This is a genomic window from Oerskovia sp. NPDC056781 (genome assembly GCF_042789955.1).
GTDB lineage: Bacteria > Actinomycetota > Actinomycetes > Actinomycetales > Cellulomonadaceae > Oerskovia > Oerskovia rustica.
The window spans coordinates 1-2,578 of sequence record NZ_JBHUAD010000358.1 but is presented as its reverse complement, the minus strand read 5'-3'; the positions used below and the strand labels follow the sequence as shown (position 1 = coordinate 2,578).

Sequence of the window (2,578 nt, the reverse complement as noted above, 5' to 3'; positions counted from 1 at the left end):
GTTCTCGCCCACGCGCCCCTCGGCGCGGTCGCGGATGCCGCGCAGCATGCGCGCGCTCATGAGGAAGCTGACCGGCAGGACCGGTTCGACGATCGCCCCGGACCACCAACGCGTGTACCCGTAGCGCTCGCGCACGACGAGGCGCGTGGCGCCGTCGGCGACGGGGCGCAGCACGAACGACCAGGTGAAGTCGTACGGCGGGGCCGACGCGCCGACCGGGACGGCTCCCCGCAGCACGAGGTGCCGCTCGGGGACCATCGCGGCGACGCGCAGCGCGACGTCGGGGTGCAGACGGACGTCGTCACCGACCGCGAGACGCTGCCACCGAGGATCGATGCGGTCCGCGTTCTCGATGTCGCAGCCCACGAGGTTCTCGAGCCACTCGTAGCTGTAGAACCCGCCACGGCCCTGGCCGAGCTGCAGGACCCACTTCCACACCTCGCGCGGCGGGGCGTCGATCGTGACGGCACGGGTCGCGACCGCGTCGGCGCACGGGACGATCTCGTCGCCTGCGAGCGGCTCGGACGGCTCACCGTCGCGGGTCCCCCAGGTCATGGTCATGCGTCGGGTCAGGAGCAGCGCTCCGACCAGGAACGCCGTGGCGGCGGTCCGTCGTACGAGCGGTCTCATGGCAGTCTCCTCCGTCGTGGGACTTCGGCCAGCCTCGATCGTCGCATCTTCGGGCACCGAAGCGGCGGCGCTTGTGACAGATTGCACAAGCGTGTCGCGGTGGCGACGGGTGGCGCAATCCCTCAGGCCACGCTGCCGAACGCCAGGAAGTGCGGGCTCGCGGCGATCAGCGCCGGGTCCGACTCGAGCAGGCGCGCCGCCCGGATCGCCGAACCCAGCAGGGGCTCCGCCTCGTCCAGCGGCAGGTTGTCGAGCGCCGGGGCGCTCGGTCCCTCGACGCCGTAGACCGCGACCGCCCCCAGCCCCACCTCCTCGAGCTCCCGTGCGAGCTCGTCCGGGCCGTGGAAGTACGCGGTCGTGAAGCCGGACCGTGGGTCGTGGAGACCCGTCTCGACCGCGCGCCGCAGCGACGGCTCCGTCTCGTCCGAGACCTCCCCCACGGCAGCGAGCTCCAGGAGCCCTGCGTACCGGCTGATCGCAGCGGCGACCACGATGCCGCCGCTGCGCGCCACACGAGCCGCCTCGCGCAGCGCGAGCAACCGGTCGGGCCGGTCCGTGAGGTGGTAGAGCGGCCCCAGCACGAGCACCGCGTCCGCCGACGACTCCTCGAAGGGCAGCGCCCGCGCGTCCCCGACCTGCGCCCGCACCCCCGGGATCTCCGCCGCCCGGGCCACGTGCGACGGTACGGGGTCGACCAGGTCGACGTCGTACCCGCCGTCGGCGAGCCAGGCCGCGTGCACTCCCGTCGCGCCGCCGACGTCCACGACCCTGGCAGGGGCCACCGGGAGGAACCTGCTCAGGAGCTCGCGCGTGCGCAGCAGCTCGAGGCGACCGTGGGCCGTCGCGTGGAGACGACGCTCCTCACGGTAGCGGTCGGTGTAGAAGTCGAGGATCTCGGGGTCCAGCGCTGGTCCGGTGCTCACGCCGACATCATGCCGCCGGAATCCCTGGTCGTCGAGTGTGCAGTTCGGGCTGTCCGCGGGCCCCGGGGACAGCCCGAAGTGCACACTCGGCGCGGCGGAGCACACCCGCGGAGCCCCCCAGCGACCGCCCGCGGAGTCACGTGAGGTGGTCGAAGTCCCCGCGCACCCAGGCCGCGTGCCTCTCCGCGGAACGCCGCACGATGCCCCGCGCATCCACCGGGACCACGCCCTCGAAGTTGTTGTAGAGCCGGTCGAACGCGAAGCGCTCGACATGGGTCGCGACCCGGTCCACCACGGCCCCCGACAGCGGGATCCGGTTGGGGTAGCTGCGCATGAAGCTCACCGACGTCCGGTCGGGGTTCGCGAAGATCGTGTCGCCGCTGAGCAGCACGCCACGCCCCTGCGCACCGGCCGCCCAGTGGACGACCGCACTGCCGGGAAAGTGCCCGCCCGGCTGGGAGAGCGTCACGCCCGGCAGGATCTCGCGGTCCTCGGACCACGTCTCGATCACCGGGTCGGGGCGCGCGACCCACCCGGCGTCGGCCTCGGCGACGAGCACGGGGACGCCCCCGAGCGCGCGGCTCCACTCGACCTGGACGCCGAACATGTGCGGGTGGCTCGCGACGACGGCAACGACCTCGCCCAGCTCGCGCACCCGACGGACGGCGTCGTCGTCCAGGTACCCGACCGGGTCCCACAGCAGCATCCCGGCCGGGGTCCGCACGATCTTGGACTCCTGCCCGATGCCCACCCCGGGGTGCCCCGCGAGCGCGAAGAGGTCCGGTTCGAGCTCGGTCACCGAGACCTCGTGCCCCTCGGCGGCGAGCTCGTCGAGCGTGGTCCACGCCTGACCGGCCGCGGGCACCCACTGGCGCTCGTCGGCGCAGATCGCGCACACCTCGGGCCGTTCGGCGTGCTCGACGGCGCACGTCCGGCAGATCCACCACGTCATCGGGGTCGTCCTCTCCTCGTCGAGCCCTCGTCCTGACCGCGTGTCAGAGTGGGCGTGCCCCCTGGGTCACGCC

3 protein-coding genes are annotated in these 2,578 nt (G+C 73.3%); all 3 read right to left on the bottom strand.

Features of this window, described 5'->3' with window-relative positions:
- Window positions 1-630 (bottom strand): SRPBCC family protein (locus ACFRCR_RS18290; protein WP_377679591.1); only part of this gene is annotated, 630 nt, incomplete at its 3' end.
- A gap of 122 nt (window positions 631-752) precedes the next feature.
- The gene (locus ACFRCR_RS18285) at window positions 753-1,553 is read right to left on the bottom strand and encodes a class I SAM-dependent methyltransferase (RefSeq protein ID WP_377679589.1); all 801 of its coding nucleotides are present in this window, start codon (window positions 1,551-1,553) and stop codon (window positions 753-755) included.
- 136 nt (window positions 1,554-1,689) lie between these two features.
- A complete protein-coding gene (locus tag ACFRCR_RS18280; RefSeq protein ID WP_377679587.1) occupies window positions 1,690-2,505 on the bottom strand; it encodes a hydrolase in 816 nt (271 codons plus the stop codon).
- Window positions 2,506-2,578 lie beyond the last annotated feature (73 nt).